The organism is Paenibacillus nuruki (assembly GCF_001721045.1).
GTDB classification, from domain to species: Bacteria; Bacillota; Bacilli; order Paenibacillales; family Paenibacillaceae; genus Saccharibacillus; species Saccharibacillus nuruki.
The window spans coordinates 156260-174413 of sequence record NZ_MDER01000070.1; the positions used below are offsets into that span (position 1 = coordinate 156260).

At 38.2% G+C, this 18154-nt stretch carries 18 protein-coding genes; 8 read left to right on the forward strand and 10 right to left on the reverse strand.

Features of this window, described 5'->3' with window-relative positions; genetic code table 11:
- The first annotated feature begins 38 nt into the window (after positions 1-38).
- On the forward strand, positions 39-596 hold the full coding sequence (locus tag PTI45_RS18525) for an RNA 2'-phosphotransferase (protein ID WP_069329059.1): 558 nt from the start codon (positions 39-41) through the stop codon (positions 594-596).
- 121 nt (positions 597-717) lie between these two features.
- Here the strand turns inward: PTI45_RS18525 and PTI45_RS18530 are convergent, their stop codons facing one another.
- The 3 genes from PTI45_RS18530 to hxlA all read right to left on the reverse strand — a co-directional run bounded on the left by PTI45_RS18530 (position 718) and on the right by hxlA (position 3121).
- On the reverse strand, positions 718-1734 hold the full coding sequence (locus PTI45_RS18530) for an LLM class flavin-dependent oxidoreductase (RefSeq protein WP_069329060.1): 1017 nt from the start codon (positions 1732-1734) through the stop codon (positions 718-720).
- A 177-nt stretch (positions 1735-1911) separates the two neighbouring features.
- Positions 1912-2484 carry a 6-phospho-3-hexuloisomerase gene (gene hxlB / locus PTI45_RS18535; RefSeq protein WP_069329061.1) on the reverse strand — a complete coding sequence of 191 codons (573 nt, stop codon included), beginning with the start codon at positions 2482-2484 and terminating at the stop codon, positions 1912-1914.
- A gap of 4 nt (positions 2485-2488) precedes the next feature.
- A complete protein-coding gene (gene hxlA / locus PTI45_RS18540) occupies positions 2489-3121 on the reverse strand; it encodes a 3-hexulose-6-phosphate synthase (protein WP_069329062.1) in 633 nt (210 codons plus the stop codon).
- A 281-nt stretch (positions 3122-3402) separates the two neighbouring features.
- On the opposite strand from hxlA, the gene hxlR reads away from it, so the two are divergent.
- The 3 genes from hxlR to PTI45_RS18555 all read left to right on the forward strand — a co-directional run bounded on the left by hxlR (position 3403) and on the right by PTI45_RS18555 (position 6817).
- Positions 3403-3771, forward strand: coding sequence for a transcriptional activator HxlR (hxlR, locus tag PTI45_RS18545; protein WP_069329063.1), 369 nt, complete (start codon positions 3403-3405; stop codon positions 3769-3771).
- Between the two features lie 220 nt (positions 3772-3991).
- A complete protein-coding gene (locus PTI45_RS18550) occupies positions 3992-4636 on the forward strand; it encodes an SDR family oxidoreductase (RefSeq protein WP_069329064.1) in 645 nt (214 codons plus the stop codon).
- Between the two features lie 183 nt (positions 4637-4819).
- Positions 4820-6817: a hypothetical protein gene (locus tag PTI45_RS18555; protein WP_069329065.1), complete on the forward strand. Its 1998-nt coding sequence runs from the start codon at positions 4820-4822 to the stop codon at positions 6815-6817.
- 98 nt (positions 6818-6915) lie between these two features.
- On the opposite strand, the gene PTI45_RS24225 is transcribed toward PTI45_RS18555, so the two are convergent.
- The 3 genes from PTI45_RS24225 to PTI45_RS18565 all read right to left on the reverse strand — a co-directional run bounded on the left by PTI45_RS24225 (position 6916) and on the right by PTI45_RS18565 (position 8878).
- Positions 6916-7089, reverse strand: coding sequence for a DUF2188 domain-containing protein (locus tag PTI45_RS24225; protein ID WP_175425218.1), 174 nt, complete (start codon positions 7087-7089; stop codon positions 6916-6918).
- Positions 7090-7270: 181 nt separating this feature from the next.
- Complete coding sequence (gene msrA / locus PTI45_RS18560; RefSeq protein ID WP_069329066.1) at positions 7271-8236, reverse strand: peptide-methionine (S)-S-oxide reductase MsrA; 966 nt, start codon at positions 8234-8236, stop codon at positions 7271-7273.
- Between the two features lie 243 nt (positions 8237-8479).
- Complete coding sequence (locus PTI45_RS18565; protein ID WP_069329067.1) at positions 8480-8878, reverse strand: LysM peptidoglycan-binding domain-containing protein; 399 nt, start codon at positions 8876-8878, stop codon at positions 8480-8482.
- Positions 8879-9211: 333 nt separating this feature from the next.
- Here PTI45_RS18565 and PTI45_RS18570 point away from each other — a divergent pair, with 333 nt between their 5' ends.
- The 3 genes from PTI45_RS18570 (at position 9212) to PTI45_RS18580 (ending at position 11066) form a co-directional block, all read left to right on the forward strand.
- A complete protein-coding gene (locus PTI45_RS18570; RefSeq protein WP_069329068.1) occupies positions 9212-10174 on the forward strand; it encodes a Gfo/Idh/MocA family protein in 963 nt (320 codons plus the stop codon).
- A gap of 33 nt (positions 10175-10207) precedes the next feature.
- On the forward strand, positions 10208-10582 hold the full coding sequence (locus PTI45_RS18575; protein WP_069329069.1) for a hypothetical protein: 375 nt from the start codon (positions 10208-10210) through the stop codon (positions 10580-10582).
- 223 nt (positions 10583-10805) lie between these two features.
- The gene (locus PTI45_RS18580) at positions 10806-11066 is read left to right on the forward strand and encodes an AbrB/MazE/SpoVT family DNA-binding domain-containing protein (RefSeq protein WP_069329070.1); all 261 of its coding nucleotides are present in this window, start codon (positions 10806-10808) and stop codon (positions 11064-11066) included.
- Positions 11067-11150: 84 nt separating this feature from the next.
- Here PTI45_RS18580 and PTI45_RS18585 read toward each other — a convergent pair whose 3' ends face one another.
- The 4 genes from PTI45_RS18585 to PTI45_RS18600 all read right to left on the reverse strand — a co-directional run bounded on the left by PTI45_RS18585 (position 11151) and on the right by PTI45_RS18600 (position 16749).
- Complete coding sequence (locus PTI45_RS18585; protein ID WP_069329071.1) at positions 11151-13181, reverse strand: sucrose-specific PTS transporter subunit IIBC; 2031 nt, start codon at positions 13179-13181, stop codon at positions 11151-11153.
- Between the two features lie 2 nt (positions 13182-13183).
- Positions 13184-14674 carry a glycoside hydrolase family 32 protein gene (locus PTI45_RS18590; RefSeq protein WP_069329072.1) on the reverse strand — a complete coding sequence of 497 codons (1491 nt, stop codon included), beginning with the start codon at positions 14672-14674 and terminating at the stop codon, positions 13184-13186.
- A 105-nt stretch (positions 14675-14779) separates the two neighbouring features.
- Entirely contained in the window at positions 14780-15760 is a 981-nt protein-coding gene (locus tag PTI45_RS18595; RefSeq protein ID WP_069329073.1) for a LacI family DNA-binding transcriptional regulator, read from the reverse strand.
- 164 nt (positions 15761-15924) lie between these two features.
- Complete coding sequence (locus PTI45_RS18600; RefSeq protein ID WP_069329074.1) at positions 15925-16749, reverse strand: AraC family transcriptional regulator; 825 nt, start codon at positions 16747-16749, stop codon at positions 15925-15927.
- Positions 16750-17041: 292 nt separating this feature from the next.
- Between PTI45_RS18600 and PTI45_RS18605 the strand changes: the two genes are divergently transcribed.
- Positions 17042-18121, forward strand: a complete 1080-nt coding sequence (locus PTI45_RS18605) for a Gfo/Idh/MocA family protein (protein ID WP_069329075.1) — start codon at positions 17042-17044, stop codon at positions 18119-18121.
- Positions 18122-18154: the final 33 nt, after the last annotated feature.

The following is an 18154-nucleotide window of genomic DNA, read 5'->3' on the forward strand; positions in this document are numbered from 1 at the left end:
TATAGATGTACTCAAATCCCACTTAAAGGAGCTTTCTAATGTTAACAGCCAAACAAGAGGTGCAATTAAGTAAATATATGAGTTTGATTTTGCGACATACGCCTGAGCAATACGGCATTGTACTTGATGCTCGTGATGGTTCTTGTCCTTTAGAAGAATTAGTACATGTGTTACGTGAGCAAAAAGGATGGAGCAATATTACAGAAGCCGATATTCGTCAGGTTGTTGAACAATCAGACAAACAGCGTTTTGAAATCAACGATAATCGGATCAAAGCAAGATATGGGCATAGCCATACCCAAGTTCAATACGAACAAGGAACACCACCAGCGATCCTATATCATGGCACTCATGAACAAGCAGTAACAGCAATAGAGCAGCAAGGTCTTCTGCCTATGAATCGTCAGTATGTCCATTTATCAGCCAGTACACATTTTGCAGAATTAGCAGGGAAGCGTAGAGGATCATTAGTGCTTTTACAAGTAGATACGGTTCAAGCGATTGCAGAAGGTGTAACGTTTTATTTTGCAGGTCATGAAGTCTGGTTGTCTGGTCCCATTCCTGCACATTGTCTTACACGTGTAGCTAAGGGCTAATCATATAGATGTAGAGATAAGTCAATTCAATCTACGTCATAAAAGTCAAAGAAAAGGGGAGCGATCATACATCGCTCCCTTTATCATCTTAAGTTGTAATCTATTAGATCTTAGAAAAGACTTAAGCTTGTAGTTCAAACGCTTCTGCTAGTAAACGATATGATTTTAATCGAGCTTCCGTATTGTGGATAGCAGATACGACGAGCAATTCGTCAGTCTGAAAATCTTTGGCAAACTGAAGCATTTTTTCTTTTACTTGATCAGGTGTACCCACTACACGAAAACGACGAGTATCTTGAATATGTGCGATTTCAGAATTGGTATACGGATATTCTGCTGCTGTTTTGGCAGAAGGGAGATAAGGCATCGGACGATTTTCACGCAACATCAAGAAATAGAGATCATTACTACGCATATGATATTCTGCTTCTTCTTCTGTCTCTGCACAAGACACCGTAATTGCTGCTAATGACTTGGGTGTAGAAGACATGAGTGATGGTTTGAAGCTTTCTTTGTAATGAGCTACAGCATCTTCTCCACCTACTGTTCCAAAAAACTGAGCAAACGCATAAGAAGCACCTGTCATCGCCGCTAGGTCAGCTGTTCCACCACTAGAACCGAGTAACCATAATTCAGGAGCAGTCTCAATACTTGGTTCAGCAATCAATCCAGGAAAACGATGATCTGCTGGCAAAGCATCATTCAGATAAGCAATCAAATCGACAATCTGTTGAGGATAACGATCTGATGCATGCATAGAAGGGAATTTGCCTTCTTGAAGAGCACGTGTAGCTAAAGGCATACCTCCAGGAGCACGACCTACACCCAGATCAATACGATTAGGGTACAGAGCTTCAAGTAGACGGAAATTTTCAGCTACTTTGTAAGCACTATAGTGAGGAAGCATAATACCACCTGAACCAACACGAATCCGTGAAGTCAGGGCGGCTACATGAGCGATTAATACTTCAGGGCTTGAATGAGCCAGACTTGGAGACGCATGATGTTCTGACATCCAGAATCTTGAAAAGCCTAAACGATCTGCTTCTTGCGCTAATTTTAATGTGTTGGCTAGAGCATCTTTGGCATCTTCGCCTTCGTTAATATGGGATTGATCCAGTACGCCTAATTTCAACATATATAGTCACCTCTGTGTAGGATTAAAGTATGATCATTGTAACTTTTCAATACTACGTTACTTTAATAGTGTAACCTAAATAGTCTGTCTTGTCCCATCGCACACAAAAAATCCACAAAAGGAGGGGAATCCTTCTGTGGATTAAAGACATCAAATAAAGAGTATATTTACATTGTTCTATTCTAAATTAGCATGATTGCTAAACATGGCCGCGGAGTCGCCACCACGATGCTCCATTAAGCGAAGCATTAATCCATCGAAAAATAATAATACAGTCTGTTCAAACAATGAACCCATCGGTTGAACCGTCTCATATTGATTATGATCAGCAGGATCTTTAGGAGAACCAGGCAATTTGACCGTTAATGCAGATTTCTGACCGATCGTTGATTCAGGAAAAATCGTCACTGCGGCAATCGTTACTTCAGCTTGTTGCGCTTTTTCAGCCATCAACACGAGACCTTGTGTTTCTCCTGAACCGGAAGCGATAATCAGCAGATCACCTTTTCCAGCACGCGGAGTAACCGTCTCACCAACCACATAAGCTTTCAGTCCCAATTGCATTAAGCGCATAGCCAATGCTTTTGCCATAAGACCGGAGCGTCCTGCACCAGCTACAAAGACTTGGCGTGCTGACAAAATCTGTTGTACCAGTGCTTCTGCTTCGACTTCAGGAATAGCCGCAAGTGTACGTTCTAATTCTTGAATAATACGGTCGAAATGTTTGGAGATTCCTGCTTGGTTACTCATCGTATTACCCTTGAGTGATCAAGTCGCGGATTTTAGAAGCTACGCCAGCTTTATCGTCTTGACCTGTAATTCCGCCACCAACGATGATTAGATCAGGGTTAGCTTTGATTGCTTCTGGCAATGTTTCTAATTTGATACCACCAGCGATAGCAGTTTTAGAGTTTTTAACTACACTTTTGATTGTAGCTAAGTCTTCAAATGGATTTTGACCTGCTGCTTGACCATCATAACCTGTGTGTACACAGATATAGTCTACGCCTAGTGCGTCTAATTCTTTAGCACGAGTTGCGATATCTTTAACATTGATCATATCAACCAATACTTTGCTACCTTGTTTTTTAGCTTCGTCTACACAACCTTTGATTGTAAGGTCATTACTTGCACCTAGAACAGTTACGATGTCTGCACCAGCTTCAGAAGCTTTCATTACTTCATAACCACCTGCATCCATAATTTTAAGATCAGCTAATACTTTCAAGTGAGGGAAAGCTTCTTTCATAGCTTTAACTGCATGAAGACCTTCGTTAATTACGATCGGTGTACCAATTTCTACGATATCAATAAAAGGTGCTACTTCTTTTACAAGAGCAATACCTTCAGGGATGTTAACCAAGTCTAACGCTAATTGAAGTTCCATAATATATAATTCCTCCTAGTTGTATGTTGCGTTCGTTCTACCTATCGTTCAATGATGACTCCTAATGATCAGATCATTATTCCACACAAAGTGGATAGCCATCATCGACGTATTGCTAGTATAAATCAAAAGGTGCTATTTCCGTAAGTACGCACTTTTTAATTACATAGTGTCTAAAAGTATACTGTCAGCACTTTTTTAGCTATAATAGAGAGATCATAAAGAAATAGAACTGTGTAGCAGACCATACTAGAGCATATGTTATTATCCCAATTGGAGGAATCTCAATCATGCGTGAACGTATATTTAATTGTGAGAAAGAATTAACCCTATCGGTCATCGGGGGAAAATGGAAGATGTTAATCTTATGGCATCTGGGTAAAAGCGGTACAAAACGATTCGGCGAACTTAAAGCTTTGATTCCTGGAATCACTCAACGGATGTTAGTCAGTCAATTGCGTGAACTGGAAGAAGACTTGATTGTTCATCGTGAAGTCTATCCTGTTGTTCCGCCTAAAGTAGAATATTCGTTAACTGAAATGGGTGAAACATTGATGCCAATTTTGGATGCGATGTATAACTGGGGCAAACATTATATGGATGTGGCAGAGATCGAACCTGTGGAGATCAAGCCTGCTTCATGGAATTAATTTATAAACTGAATAAATATAAGTCAGTACAATAAAAGCGAGCAGAGATCGGTAGTTAATGACCGTGTATGCTCGCTTTTTGCTATATGTAAAAAGTGTATATGATCGTTAGCATATGACTTCTGTGAGGACAATTTAAAGCGATATAGAATAAATAGTGTGTAATTGGGGTATACATAGTAAAGACCGAATCTTTTTTGCCTATAGGAGGACAATAACAATGAATATCGCAATTATTGGAGCTAATGGACAGATTGGTAAAATCTTAACTACTCAATTAGCAGCAAATCAACATAAAGTCAGTGCTGTTATTCGCAAGCCTGAACAAGCAGAAGCATTAGAAAAAGTAGGTGCACAAGCTGTACTTGCTGATCTTGAAGGATCAGTAGAGGATCTGACCAAAGTACTTCAAGGAGCAGATGCAGTTGTTTTTGCAGCAGGTTCTGGCGGAAGCACAGGCGCAGACAAAACGTTACTGATTGATCTGGATGGAGCTGTGAAAAGTATGGAAGCTGCGGAAAAAGCAGGAATTTCACGCTTTATTCTAGTCAGTGCATTATATGCAGAAGATCGTACACAATGGCCAGATGATATGAAAACCTATTATGTAGCCAAACATTATGCGGATAAAATGTTAGAAGCGAGTTCACTGGATTACACGATTATTCGTCCGGGTGGACTATTGAATGATGCAGGTACAGGTAAAGTTAAACTGGTTGAACATTTAGGAGAAAAAGGCAGTATTCCACGCGAAGATGTTGCTTCAGTGATTGCTAGCATTTTAGACCAGTCCAGTACGTACCGCCGTTCGTTTGACCTTGTATCCGGTGATGATACAGTTGAGCAAGCGATTCAATCTGTATAAACACCAATTAGCTATGAAATAAGTATTGAATCTATTTTATAAGTGAATGGAAAAGAGGCACAGATGATGTATTAGTCTGTGCCTCTTTTGTATATTCTTCATATTTATAGTGTTTCTGTCGATAATAATAGTTATAAAAACTTATCAATTACATACATTACACAGTAGCAAGGAGTACAAATAATGAACGAATTTTTAGTAAACTATGGATGGATTATTATGTTTTGGATTGTAGGAAGTATCTTTTTTTTACCAGGTTTGATGATTATTTGCACAGGGATAATAAAGTTATATCAACAATCTAGGTTTGTTTACATACACAAAATTCGTAAAATTATTGATGCTCAAAATAATAATCTTATAGAAGAAGTCGAAGAACTGTTACAACACTCCAATCATATACTAAAGAATAAAAGTGGAATTACTCAAAAAGATGCTTTACTAATAGATTCTAGCTTAAAAGAAATACTCGATCAGTTAGAAAATATTGAGAATGAGATTCAGTTACCTTGGACATCATTCTTTTGGGATTCATTAGAACTAATAGAAGAATTAAAAGAATATTTGCAGAAACATAAAATCATTCAAGAACAAATTAATATAGATCGTGCCAAAATAGATGAATTACTAGAAGCAGAACAATATGTGCAAAATTATCATACTCATTGGGAAGATTCATTTAAGATCATAGAACAACATATTTACCATTTTACTACTGAAATAGCATCAAGTTTATCCAAGTGGTCTAAGCAACAAAAAGAAATTCAAGAGTTACTCGGTAAAAGTAAGCAATTGCAGTATTCAGATACCATTCAATCATTTCAGCTTTTAAAAAAAGTAGAACAAAAAGTGAATATATTGCAAAAACAGTATGAACAGCTAAAAATATATTATGAATATGCTATTCAGTTTGAAGACAAACTTAAAGCAGTACGCCTTGAAATTCATAATTCTCTTGAGAAGCATGGTTTATTAGCTGTTGAGATTGATCCCTATCAATGGATAAGTAAAAGCACTAACACTTTAGAATCCTTTCATTCTTCTATTCGTCAGGCTGATTTATTACAAGCACAATCGTTGTGGAATCAATTAGAGAACTCTATCGAAAAATCAATCGCTATGATTGAGAATAGAATAACTCTTCAAGAAAGCGTTCGAGAACAGTATAGAAGAGCATATGAAAGACTGGAAGTCCTAAACGGTATTGAATTAGATTTAGCTGTAATATGGGTTTCAGCGCGTCAAGATTGGAAATCTTCAGTCTGGAAGCATACATTTCAGAGCTTTGAAAAAGCCTGTATGGCATTACAAACGATTGAATCAGATTTAAAGCATATTGAACAGTATATTCATGAAGATATTCAAAAATATATAGAAGCCGAAAAGCACCTTATACTGTTAGACTCTAAATTAACCTATATTGAACAGGAATTAGATGCTAGTCAGAAGCAACTGCAATTTTGGAAACAATTACAACAACAGCTTCCTGAAAAAGTAAAGCAAGCTGAGCATAAATTAAAATATAGTTATGCTAAAGCTAAACAAGAAGCGATCAAGTGGAATATGAATACAATGTTAGATGAAGAGTACCAATCTATACAGAAACAGCACGATAAAGTGCATGATCTTTTATCAGAAGTACCTCAAAATTTAAATTTATTGCAACAGCAATGTAAAGCCTATGTTGAAGCTATTGAACAATGGGTTAGTACAATTAATACATTAATAGATTACCGTAATGATGCTGTGCCACTTAGATTAAGATTAGAAAATGATTTTAAGCTTCATTATCGAACAGTAAAATGGTATCTACCAATGGAAGCAAGTAAAAGGTATAAAAATTATTTTAAAAAATTTATAAAAGATTACGAAGATTTAACAATGAATGGGCAGTACGAATCTGCATTTGCATCATTACAAAATATAAAAGGTATCATTGCAGAACTACAACTAGCTTATGATCAAACAACAGCACAACAACAAGCACTAAAAAAAGCAAAAACAGAAGAACGTTATCGTACACGTCAATTACAAAATCAAAAGGATAACACTAAAGTAGTCAATCATTATCACACTCATACTTCTAAAGGGATTACTTTATTCGGTTCTAGTTCTTCTTCATCCAAATCTAATATTTCATATAGAGAAGATGAAACTTGGGAAGATGACGATGATGAATAATATCTATGTAGTTATATGTAATAAAATTTCTATAAATAAAGATACTAACGAAAAAACGATTGAACATTGTGTTCAATCGTTTTTTTATCATTAGATTATTATTTGGGATGATCTTTATCCCATTCTTCAGCTTTGGCAGTAGCAATAGAGATCGCTCGACCTTCTTCATAACCTTCATCAAGTAAAGCATTGGCAATCTCAATCGCTTTATGACGTACACGAGTATCTAAATTTTTCATAGATGGGGGATAATCTCCGTTAGTCCACGGCATTATAAACACTCCTTTAGATAAGATAGAATACGTAATCACATGCTCCATAAACATATCTGCATCGAAAAAAAGATGCTATGTATTCATTTTACCCTTTTCAGATCAGACGAAACGGTACTATGATCAAACAAAAAGGCTCTCACCTTAGAGGTAAGAGCCTTTAGCTATTCATCTATTAAACTTAAGCTTCTTGGAACATCGCTTTGTATTCGCTATATCCTTCAGCTTCCAAATCTTCTTTTGGAACAAAGCGTAGAGCCGCCGAGTTAATGCAGTAACGTAGACCATTCGGTCCCGGACCATCGTCAAATAAATGACCTAGATGAGAATCAGCTTCACGACTACGTACTTCGGTACGAACCATAAAGTGGCTCAAATCCATATTTTCTTTGACTTGATAATCACGAATTGGACGGCTAAAGCTTGGCCATCCGCAACCGGAATCGAATTTGTCTAGTGAACTAAACAATGGCTCGCCTGATACGATATCGACATAGATACCTTCGCCATGATGATCCCAGAACTCATTTTTAAAAGCAGGTTCTGTACCATTTTTTTGTGTAACATGATATTGAATTTCAGATAATTTATTTTTTAGATCACTTTTATCAAGTTTGGTAGACCAATGCTCGTTGATAAAAGCATCTCGACCGGAACCTTTACGATAGCGTTTGTAATGACCTGTATTTTTTTTGTGATAATCTTGATGATATTCTTCAGCTTCATAAAATGTTTGAGCTGGTTCGATCGGTGTAACGATCGGCTTATCAAAGCGACCACTAGCAGCTACTTCTTGTTTGGAGATTTCTGCTAACTCTCGTTGTTCTTCTGTGTGATAATAGATCGTTGTGCGGTAAGAAGAACCACGATCGTAGAATTGTCCACCTTCATCGGTAGGATCTATTTGTTGCCAGTACAATTCTAACAATTTGGTATAAGGGAAAATAGCTGGATCGTATACGATTTGTACAGCTTCAGCATGACCTGTTGTTTCAGTACATACTTCTTTGTACGTAGGATTTTCGGTGTGTCCACCTGTATAACCGGAGCGAATACTGATGATGCCTGGTAGTTCTTCAAAAGGAGATACCATGCACCAGAAACATCCGCCTGCAAAAGTAGCCTTTTCATATTGTGAGTTGCTCATTTATCGTTCACTCCATTTCTTTAAATAAATAATTAAAATTTAAATCATATATAATATCTTACACTATATAAAACCCAAAAAAACAGTGCATTCAAACATTAGGTACGTAAAAACTGTTGATTTGGATGATATCTATTTATAAATATAGGGAGAAAAAACCGCCGACATGTAGCCATGTGAGCGGTTGTTGGTTATATTTTAATTGTTATTAATTATCCGTTTGGCCGATCAGATGGATAATTCTTATTTTTGCGGAATAGTCAATTGGTATCCAGCAGGCAAAAGATTGTTAGCAGCAATCAATTCATCTACAGTGACGCCGTATTGAGCAGCGATTTCAGTCAAGCTAGCACCTTGAGGAACAATCACAGTTGTTGCTGTTTTAGCAGGTGTTACAGTTGGAGTTGTTTCTTCAGTTGTTGTGTTAGCTGTTCCGAACATAGCTTCTACTTGTTTTGAAACTGCTGTTTGGTAAGCTAAGTTATCTGCACGTTGTTCTGCTTTATCTTTTGCTTTTTGGTGATTACTTGTATCTGCAGCAGCTGATACTTGACTTGCTCCTAGTGGTGCAACCAAAGCAACAGCACCCAAGCTAGTAGCTAAAGCAGTAGACAATAAAACTTTTTTAAATGTGGATTTCATATTAATTTCTCCTCTGTAATTACATAATTTTTTATAACTTACTTTCATTTAGTAACTTTATGATATAAATATACCACCATCATTCGACAATTGCAATAGATTGTGTATATTTTCTTGATGTTATTTTTAAATGGTTTGCTTATCGTGTTGTATACTCTTATTATAAGCTTTGCGATTAAATTCACATGAGGGATAGCTTAAAACCATATGAAATTTCAATATAAATCCAATAAAGATAAAATAAAGTGACTTTTATATTCGATCGGTTACCTCTATAGTAGAATAAGATGTAACCATAATATCTATACTTATGATCAAAGGAGAATCTATAGTATGAAACAACACGATCACAAAAGTGGTAAGCGTAAACGGATTGCTTTGATCGGTATAGGGGATATTGCTCGTAAAGTATATTTACCATTACTTATCAATCGTGTAGATATAGAAGTAGTCGGTGTAGTCAGCCATTCTCAGCAGACTGTGCGTCAGACGATGGATACTTTTCGCTTAACACAGGGGAGTACTAGAGTCGAAGATATTGAAAAATGGGAATTAGATGCTGTATTTGTACATAGCCCTACATTCACACATTATGATATTGTAATGAAATGTCTAAGTTACGGATTGCCTGTATATGTAGATAAGCCATTGTCTTACGAAATCGAAGAAGCCCGTCATATGACTGCAACAGCAGAGCAGAAAGATCTATTGCTAGCTGTAGGCTTTAATCGTCGATTTGCTCCATTATATATGAATGCTTATGCCTGGCTGGCAGAAGCAGGTGGTTTCGAATTATGTGAAGTGGTCAAACATCGTACCCGTCTCCAAAGTTTACCTGCCAAAGAAACAGTCTATGATGATCTGATTCATATGTTGGATTTATTAATGTGGTTGGGTAATGACACTTATGCTGTAATGGCTCATCAGCTTCGTCAGCAAGGGAACGGTAATGGCCCTATGCTTCATGCTTCGGGAATGCTTTCGTTAGGGAACGGGCGTTATGGGAGCTATACGATGGCACGCAGTGCAGGGATCGATATGGAACGATTGATTTTGCACGGCGGCGGGCGTTCTGCAGAAGTGATGAATATGGATAGCGCTTATTTATATGAAAAAGATATGTTACCTCAGCATCAACAATTTGGAAGCTGGGAAACGATATGGGAACGGCGCGGGTTTATGGGCGTGGTTGATCATTTTCTAGATCGCTTATCGACACCTGAACAATGCAGTATACGTGCAGACTTGGTATTAGAATCTCATATTTTAGCAGACCGATTAACATCAGATTTGTAAAAGAAATCGTCAATATAGAAAGGATGCAATAAGATGGATGATTATGATTACGACAATTTAACAAGTAAAGAGCAACAGAAATTACGAGAAGAGCAGATTGTACAGAGTTATCGTCAAGATGAAGATATGATGATTCTGGTATTCGCTCAGTGGTGTGTGAATCGTGGATTCGATGCCAAAGAATTATATCAGACGGCTTATCCTGATCAAGTGGACAATCCACGTCTGCAACAAGGGATTAATCTTACCGTTCCTAAAGAAGAAGCAGGTGATATTCCTGACGACACATTATTTGGGGTGTTGTCGATGTATGGAAATGAAGATTTAGCGTTAGTGATTAGTGAAGCGATAGAGACAAGAGCCTCAACAGAGCGCCGACTTGCTTCCCAAGAAACAGAAAAAGAGTAGAATACCCATGTGTACAAAGCTTTTGTTATTTCCTGAAAATTAAAGGAAATAGCAGAAGCTTTTATTTATTTTTTGCAAATTTTTAAATTTTAACTTGGCATATGACACTTAATATGATTTAATAATAACTATTACGATTTGAAAAAAATGTAGAAAATTGTAGAATGATATATAATAGTGTCATATAGGGGTTATATAAATATATAATTGGAGGAGAAATAACATGATGAAAGCAACTGGTATTGTAAGAAAAGTAGATGAATTGGGACGGGTCGTTATTCCTATCGAATTGCGTCGTGTCATGAATATCGATGTAAAAGACGGTTTGGAGATTTTTGTCGATAGTGATCGCATTATTTTGAAAAAATATGAGCCTTCTTGCATCTTCACAGGCGATTCAGAAGACTTGATCTATTTCAAAGGTAAAATGATTAGCCGTAATGCTATTGAAGAGTTGATGGAAGCTTACCGTACTCAACGTTAATGTTCAACTTTGGCTATAAATAATATGAAACCTGATCCTACGCAACATTTGTATATGCGTAGAATCAGGTTTCTTTTTTGATTTTTATGAATGAAGAGTATAGGTGACTTGCATAATAGAATCTTGATTAGCACGTACTTGCTGAAGTTCAGCAGGTTGAATATTCTGAATATGTTCGATCCCGTCGGGCACAATCACAGGTGTAATAATAGATAGACCTGAAGATTGAATCATAGCAGTATCGAATTCGATCAATAATTGTCCTGCTTGAATGGTATCCCCGGATTGTATATGAAGGGTGAATCCTTGTCCTTTCAAAGAAACCGTATCCAGTCCAATATGAATTAATAATTGTACACCACTACTGTGCTCAAGAATAATCGCATGCTTACTCTTATCCATCACATGGGCGACTGTTCCATCGAATGGAGCATATAACTTGCCTTCATCCGGTTGAATCGCAATTCCTTCACCCATATGCTTGCCTGCAAAAGCAGGGTCAGGTACATTTTCGAGATGAACCAATGTACCGCTGATAGGAGCGATTATATCTAACACCTTAGTGCTTGTAGCAGAAGTATTTACTTGATTAGAGTGCGAAGATGTAGCTGTTTGATTATCATTAGAAGCAGATGATACAGATTCAACAGAAGAAGTAGAATGTACTTCTTGTACAGCAGTAGGCGTAGAGCCGGAAGCAGTTCCTGATACGGTTGCTGTAGATGCTGTGACTACTTTGTCTTTATAACCAAATAACCATGTTAACGTAAATGCTATTGCAATCGCTACTACATTACACAAAATATAAAGTGGAAGTTGGCTATTCAAATACAGCAATGTTCCTGGAATCACTGTAATTGCCATACCTGTTCCTGCTAAATGGAACAAAGAAGCCATAAATCCACCTACGCCGCCACCGATCAATCCCATAATAAATGGCTTCATATATCGTAAGTTCACTCCAAAAATCGCAGGCTCTGTGATTCCTAGAAAAGCAGAGAACGAAGAAGGAAGGGCTAATGCTTTGAGCTTATTGTCTTTGGTTTTGAGACCTACAGCTAGACAAGCTCCACCTTGAGCCGCCATCGCACAGGTGATAATAGCGTTAAATGGGTTAACTCCTGTTCTTTCTAATAATTGAATCTCCAAGAAGTTGAAAATGTGATGCACACCTGTAACTACAATAATTTGATGCAAAGAACCGATTAATAGCCCTGCAATTCCATAAGGCATATCTAATACATAGATCGTAGCATTCAAAACAACAGATTCCAGTGAGTGGAAAATAGGACCGATTGCGAACAGCCCAAGTGTAATCATAATCAGTAATGTCAGGAATGGAGTTAAGATTAGATCAATCGCTTCAGGAATCCGCTTACGTAAAGCTTTTTCTAATTTGGCTCCAATCAGACCGATGACAAATGCCGGTAAAACAGAACCTTGATAACCGACAACAGGAATAAATCCAAACATCGTTAATGGATGAGCAGACCCATCGGCGACCGAATAAGCATTAGGTAGAGCAGGGTTGACGAGCATAAGGCCAAGCACAATCCCTAATACAGGACTTCCGCCGAACACCCTGAAAGCAGACCAGGCAACAAGTGCAGGTAAAAAGGCAAATGCAGTATCCGTTAAAACTTGTGTAAATAAAAGAAAGTTAGCTGGAATATGATCAGGTGTAATACCGAATAAAGCTAGGATCTGAGGTTGTGTTAATAATCCTCGTAATCCCATAAATAAACCGGTAGCGACAAGAACCGGAATAATAGGAACGAACACATCGCCAAATGTACGAATAGAACGTTGGAAAAAGTTGCCGGCATTTTTACTTTGACTTTTAATATCGTCTTTGGAAGTACTTTCGACACCTAATTTCTCAACTTCTTCAAAAATACGATTAACTGTACCTGTACCAAAAATAATCTGGTACTGTCCGGAGTTGAAAAAAGCACCTTTAACTTTATCAATATTTTCAGTGCGCTCCTGATCAATCAGCTCTTCGTTATGTACCATAATCCGCAAGCGGGTTGCACAATGAGCAAAAGATGCAATATTATCTTTACCTCCGACAGCTTCGATCACCTGTTGAGCAATTTTTTGATTTTCAGACATGATTACTGTTCCCCCTTATCGATCAAATCCCATTGTGTAACATCAAAACAAGCACTCCCATGTTCTGCAAATAAAGCAAATCCTGTACTGTTCAATTGTGGAAAGATGCGTGAAGTGAATACGTTACGACCATCATTGACAAAAACTTCAATCGAAGAAGTATCCATAAATAAATGTAGCGTTACTATTCCTTCTTCTAGCGGTAAACTACAGCTTCGAGTCGTTCCATACTCCAGTGCAAGGGATTGACCGGACAAGGTGCGATCTAACGTTAGTTTTTCAAGTGCAGGTTCGTAATACAGAACTGTTTTTTCATCTGTGCCCACTCGTACTTCGATCCCTACTTTATCAGCTTGAATATCACTGATCTGAATAAGCATTTCGTAATGAATACCTTCTATAGAAGAAATCAGATCACGATGATGGTGAACAGTGTGATGTACATGAGACTGTTGTCCACGTAGCTGACTCAGTTCTGCAACTGGACGCTGTCTAAGCTGACCATCTTCAATTGATAATTCACGTGGCAACGTGAGACAGTGTGCCCATCCTTGAGTATCTGTAGGATAGTCGATCTCTGGCATTCCAAGCCAACCGACGAGCAGTCTGCGTCCATCGGGTGCAAGTATAGTCTGTGGAGCATAGAAATCGAATCCATGATCTAACTCATAAAACTCTCCATGATCAAACTGTCGCGTATTCAGATCGAGCGGAGTACCGATCATATAACCGGACTGATAAATATTCTGAAACTGATCTCCGATGGTTGCTAAACCTTGCGGAGAAAATAAAAATACACCTTGCTGATCCAATTCAAAGTAATCCGGACACTCCCACATATAGCCAAATGAAGGTAACGCCGTATTTAACTCCCCTTGAAAAGTCCATTCTTGTAGATCAGGTGATTGATAAAGAACCGCACATCCTGTCTGATCGATCCGCTGTGCTCCAATGACACAGTAATAATATTCTCCATCTTGCCAGACTTTAGGATCACGGAAATGATCGGTATACCCAGCAGGTACTTTGTCGATAACAGGAGGGAGCTTGGTGATCACACCTTGTTGATCCATAGTCGCCATACATTGAAATGGATAACGCTTCCAATCTGTGTTACGCGTATTACCGGTATACATTAGATACAGTAGATTGTCTTTTTCTATAGCGCTTCCAGAATAGGCACCATGAGAATCATATATTGTATCTGGAGCCATACCGATCCCTTTATTATTCCAATGCACCAGATCAGTAGAAGAAGTATGATACCAGTATTTGATACCATGTTGTGTGCCTAGTGGGAACCATTGATAGAAAAGATGATATTCTCCATTAAAAAAGGAAAATCCGTTAGGATCATTTAGTAACCCTGCTTCAGGTTGAATATGAAAAGCTTGTCGCCACGGACTCTGATCGGCTAATTGTTTTAAGGCTTCCCATTCGCCAGTCTCTGCTTCATGAAGCTTACGGTATAACTGAGTTCTGTTCATTTTCATAGTGTGTTCTCCATACTTATTCATCATATTCTTTTTACGGAACCGGTTCCAAATTAGATTAAAAAAATACATCGGAACCGGTTCCAATGTATTATAAGTCGGTATTTAGCGATTGTCAACGCTTTCTCTGACAAGTAGTTCGCATGTTGAAATAGATGTGTTTTGTACCGATTGCCCTTGAATCATTTGAATCAGGTTAGTCGCTGCGAGTTGCCCGGCTTCTTTGTAATGAAATTTGACGGTAGTCAAAGCAGGATGCATAAGCTCAGTGATATCGTACCCACCGAATCCGGTCACTGATAAGTCAGTCGGAATATCAATTTTTCTAGAAAGTGCGGCTTTGAATACACCAATGGCTATATTATCGGTTGCTGCAACCACAATAGAAGGAGTCCACTGATCAAGTAGATGATGGGCTGCAATGACCGCTTGATCCATACGAAATCCTGATTCGTAATAACGAATATCATAATCTGTATACTCCTGAAGAGCTTGTTGAAAGCCAAGCTTACGCTGAATACCTACTGCATCATCTTGTTCAGTGACTCCTAGATAAGCGATCTGACGATGCCCTTTGGACAGTACATATTTGCCTAGTAGATAACCAGCTTGACGATCATCATGAATAACACTATGTAGCTGTTTATCATCTTGACCAATCAAGACAACAGGAATATTGCATTTAGCTATCGCTTGACGATGTTCATCTGTGATTTGAGCCGCCATAAATAGTAAGCCTGAAATCTTTTGCCGAGAAAATTCATAAATAGCTTCAATCTCACGCGTGGTTTCTTGATTAGCATTAGCTAGTAGCATCTGGTACTGCTCTTGACGTAATGTATCATCGATCCCCATTAACATTTGAGAAACAGCAAAAGAATCCAGTCGCGGTACAATAATGCCGATAATACTTGTTTTTTTCGCTTTTAAGCTTCGAGCAAATGTATTTGGTACATACTGATGTTGTTTAATAATGCGTTCGATTTTTTCTTTGGTTTCTTCACTCACCGAGCCGCCATTGAGGTACCGAGAAACAGTACTTTTGGCAACACCAGCGGCTTGAGCGATATCAATAATCGTTTTCATAGTTATATACTCCTTATAAAGATCAAAAATGATCGTATATCTACTTATATTTGCTATAGTTATATTCTGTTTATTATACATGAAAAAAGAGAGATTCTTTAGATCAAAGAATCTCTCTGTCATTGATTATCTACCTAAGCGTTATCAGCCAGTTGAAGACTAATTTAAGTGATATGTTCACGTTTGGAAATACGGAACTCTTTGGGTGACATGCCAAAGCGAGAACGGAATACACGATGGAAATACGTATAATTGGCAAATCCTGAAGATTCAGCCACTTCCTCTAACGGCATAGGACTGAAGACAATTCGCTCTTGTGCCATATTGAGACGAACATCAAGCGCATACTGCATAATCGTGGTATCAAAAGCTTCTTTAAACAAATGAACAGCTCTAGAGACACTAATCCCCACATACATAGCTACATCGTCTAATTTAAAAGCAGTCGATGCATTTTCTTCGATATAGTTTTTAATTTGATAAGCTAGATACGTTTTGGGACCACTGATCGGTTGTTCCGATAAATATCGATCGATCGATAAGCATAGAATTTTCATATAATAAGATAAAATTTCAGGATAAGGATCATCGATTCTTCTTTTTTCCATCGAGATCTGTCGTAATAGATCCACGATATTATCGCTAAGTGGAATTTTTACTTTAGCCGGGCGTTCGGTATGATTCCACCATCGATCTGCCCATTCTCCTCCAAAAAAGATATGGTAATCTCCGCTTTCTACTATCGGTAGACCTGCTGCGTTCGGCGCATAATCGATTTTCAATTCATACGGCTCGTCTGGAGCATATAGATGGAGATCGCCTACTTCCACTTCGTCCATACCGCCTTTGTAACGAAGCAAGCAATTGCCTTCAGTTTGAAAACGGAATAAGTAACTTTTGACACCTTCGGGCTCATTCATATAAAAAGGTTTTCGATGAAACGAATAACCTGCGGTGTAAACTTTGCAAATATCTCCAGTTAATTCCATTAAAAATCCTCTTTTCAGCAACAAATTTAAAATTTGACCAAATAGTTCATGTTTTAATCATATTATTCATTTTAATTGACACGAAATAGTAATACTATTGTAACGAGCTTATAAATCATCATGATCTTACAATAAACAAAAAGGACAATGGTATGTATAAGTCCATCATACATAAAGGGTTTATCATAGCATTGCTAGATTGTCGTTTGACAGGACAATCCTACGTTTACTTATAACCAGAGGAGTAGCTTTTCTGCACCTAGAAAAACACATGCCCAAAGGAGGATGACCTGTGGAACGAATGAAAGCTGGTTTAGTCGGATGTGGTAACATCAGTGAAATTTACTTGGAAAATCTACAATCAAGTCCAGTCGTTGAGATCGTAGCCTGTGCAGACATGGTGATCGAGAAGGCGCAAGCAAGAGCTTCACAATTTAACATTGCAAACGCATTCACGCCGGAGGAATTATTTGCACAGGAAGATATTGAATTGATTATCAACCTGACTATTCCTGCCGCACATGCCGCGGTGAATCTAGCAGCACTTGCAGCAGGCAAACATGTATATGCTGAAAAGCCATTTGCTGTATCGCTAGAAGATGGTCAACGTACACTATTACGAGCCAAAGAAGTGGGTCGTCGTGTAGGAAGTGCACCGGATACATTTTTAGGTTCAGGCATAGAAACAGCACGCAAAGCGATCGATGATGGATTAATAGGTCGACCGATTGCAGCTTCTGCTTTTATGATGAGCGGTGGCCCTGAATCATGGCACCCTGATCCTGAATTCTTCTACGCACCTGGTGGTGGACCTATGTTCGATATGGGACCTTATTATCTAACGGCACTCACAAGCTTACTTGGATCGATGACAAGAATAAGCTCGTCAGCTGGTATTCAGATTCCTGATCGACATGTTGCGAGTGGTCCTAAAGAAGGTACACCATTACGTGTACAGACACCTACACATCTGGCAGGAACAATTGATTTCGAAAACAGTGCAATCGTTACCATGGTGACCAGTTTTGATATCAAAGGAGGCTCTCAATTGCCTCGAATTGAAATCTACGGTACAGAAGGTACACTGGATATCCCTGATCCTAACTTTTTCGATGGTGATGTTCGTATAAGACGCGCAGGTTCAGAAGAGTTTGAGATTGTACCTCCTGTTTTTGAAGGGACTCGTAATGAACGTGGTAAAGGTCTAAACGAAATGGTTACAGCGATTCGTAACAATCAACCTCACCGTGCTAGTGGTGAACTGGCATATCATGTACTTGAAGCAATGCATGCTTTTCAACGTTCTTCTCTAGAAGGCAAGCATGTGATTATCAAAAGTCGTGCAGGATACAGACAAGGCAATAGTTATTAAAGATGAATGATGCTATTACAACTATCATAAATT

What these genes read in the sequence shown, in the direction of transcription:
- msrA (WP_069329066.1), bottom strand. Translation starts at nt 8,236, where the DNA reads ATGAGCAACTCACAATATGAAAAGGCTACTTTTGCAGGCGGATGTTTC.
- PTI45_RS18530 (WP_069329060.1), bottom strand. Translation starts at nt 1,734, where the DNA reads ATGTTGAAATTAGGCGTACTGGATCAATCCCATATTAACGAAGGCGAA.
- PTI45_RS18580 (WP_069329070.1), top strand. Translation starts at nt 10,806, where the DNA reads ATGATGAAAGCAACTGGTATTGTAAGAAAAGTAGATGAATTGGGACGG.
- PTI45_RS18585 (WP_069329071.1), bottom strand. Translation starts at nt 13,181, where the DNA reads ATGTCTGAAAATCAAAAAATTGCTCAACAGGTGATCGAAGCTGTCGGA.
- PTI45_RS18555 (WP_069329065.1), top strand. Translation starts at nt 4,820, where the DNA reads ATGAACGAATTTTTAGTAAACTATGGATGGATTATTATGTTTTGGATT.
- PTI45_RS24225 (WP_175425218.1), bottom strand. Translation starts at nt 7,089, where the DNA reads ATGCCGTGGACTAACGGAGATTATCCCCCATCTATGAAAAATTTAGAT.
- PTI45_RS18590 (WP_069329072.1), bottom strand. Translation starts at nt 14,674, where the DNA reads ATGAAAATGAACAGAACTCAGTTATACCGTAAGCTTCATGAAGCAGAG.
- hxlA (WP_069329062.1), bottom strand. Translation starts at nt 3,121, where the DNA reads ATGGAACTTCAATTAGCGTTAGACTTGGTTAACATCCCTGAAGGTATT.
- PTI45_RS18570 (WP_069329068.1), top strand. Translation starts at nt 9,212, where the DNA reads ATGAAACAACACGATCACAAAAGTGGTAAGCGTAAACGGATTGCTTTG.
- PTI45_RS18600 (WP_069329074.1), bottom strand. Translation starts at nt 16,749, where the DNA reads ATGGAATTAACTGGAGATATTTGCAAAGTTTACACCGCAGGTTATTCG.
- PTI45_RS18525 (WP_069329059.1), top strand. Translation starts at nt 39, where the DNA reads ATGTTAACAGCCAAACAAGAGGTGCAATTAAGTAAATATATGAGTTTG.
- PTI45_RS18575 (WP_069329069.1), top strand. Translation starts at nt 10,208, where the DNA reads ATGGATGATTATGATTACGACAATTTAACAAGTAAAGAGCAACAGAAA.
- PTI45_RS18550 (WP_069329064.1), top strand. Translation starts at nt 3,992, where the DNA reads ATGAATATCGCAATTATTGGAGCTAATGGACAGATTGGTAAAATCTTA.
- PTI45_RS18565 (WP_069329067.1), bottom strand. Translation starts at nt 8,878, where the DNA reads ATGAAATCCACATTTAAAAAAGTTTTATTGTCTACTGCTTTAGCTACT.
- hxlB (WP_069329061.1), bottom strand. Translation starts at nt 2,484, where the DNA reads ATGAGTAACCAAGCAGGAATCTCCAAACATTTCGACCGTATTATTCAA.
- PTI45_RS18595 (WP_069329073.1), bottom strand. Translation starts at nt 15,760, where the DNA reads ATGAAAACGATTATTGATATCGCTCAAGCCGCTGGTGTTGCCAAAAGT.